This is a genomic window from Pseudoalteromonas sp. NJ631 (assembly GCF_000276645.1).
Lineage (GTDB): Bacteria > Pseudomonadota > Gammaproteobacteria > Enterobacterales > Alteromonadaceae > Pseudoalteromonas > Pseudoalteromonas piscicida.
Genome location: NZ_AKXJ01000047.1, coordinates 1 through 812, shown reverse-complemented (window position 1 = coordinate 812; position 812 = coordinate 1). Strand labels below are relative to the sequence as shown.

The window sequence follows — 812 nt, the reverse complement described above, 5'->3', positions numbered from 1 at the left end:
GATCAGCCTGCTCAGCAAAGAGTTCATGGAGACAGTACTCCAATGGTACTTCTGCCGTGGCATTATTCCAGCGCCCAAGTAACTGCTCCCGCTCCTGCGCCGTCGCCAGCTCATGGCTAAAGACATCCTGCTCAGGAGCCTGTACCAGAGCGGATAACAAGACCTCAAAATGCTCCGCCATACGCACTATTGTGTCGCGCTCAAACAAAGCGGTATTATAGCCCCACCCTAGACCTAGGCTATCCTCACTTTCAACCACATTTAACGTTAAATCATACTTTGCACTTTCCCCTTCCCGAGCCTCCACTATAGAGAGGTTGAGATCCGGTAATGTTAAACTGCCTTCATCATTATTTTGCAGCGCCAGCATCACTTGGAATAACGGGCTGTGGCTCAGGCTCCGCTCCGGCTGCAAACGCTCAACAATTTGTTCAAACGGCACCTGCTGATGGGCATAACCGTCCAGCAGCATGTTTTTACTTTGCTCTAGCAGCGCCTGGAAACTCGGCTTACCAGATAAGTCGCTCCGTAGCACCAAGGTATTAACGAAGAAACCTATCAAACCGGCCACTTCTACCTGCTCTCTGTTCGCCACCGGCGTGCCAATAACAATATCTTGTTCATTGCTGTAACGGGACAGCAACACCGAAAATGCAGCATGCAGTCCCATAAATAAAGTAGCCCCCTGCGCCTGACACAAGCTCGTCAAAGCCTTATAAGTACTTTTATTGATATGGGAGATATGGAAAGCACCTGCAAAGCTCTGCACCGCAGGTCTGGCGTGATCTAATGGCAACGCATGCACCACAGGT

General features: G+C 50.2%; 1 protein-coding gene. It reads right to left on the bottom strand.

Features of this window, described 5'->3' with window-relative positions:
* The coding region (locus A587_RS24415) for a condensation domain-containing protein (RefSeq protein ID WP_036965340.1) at window positions 1–812 on the bottom strand (812 nt) is incomplete at both ends.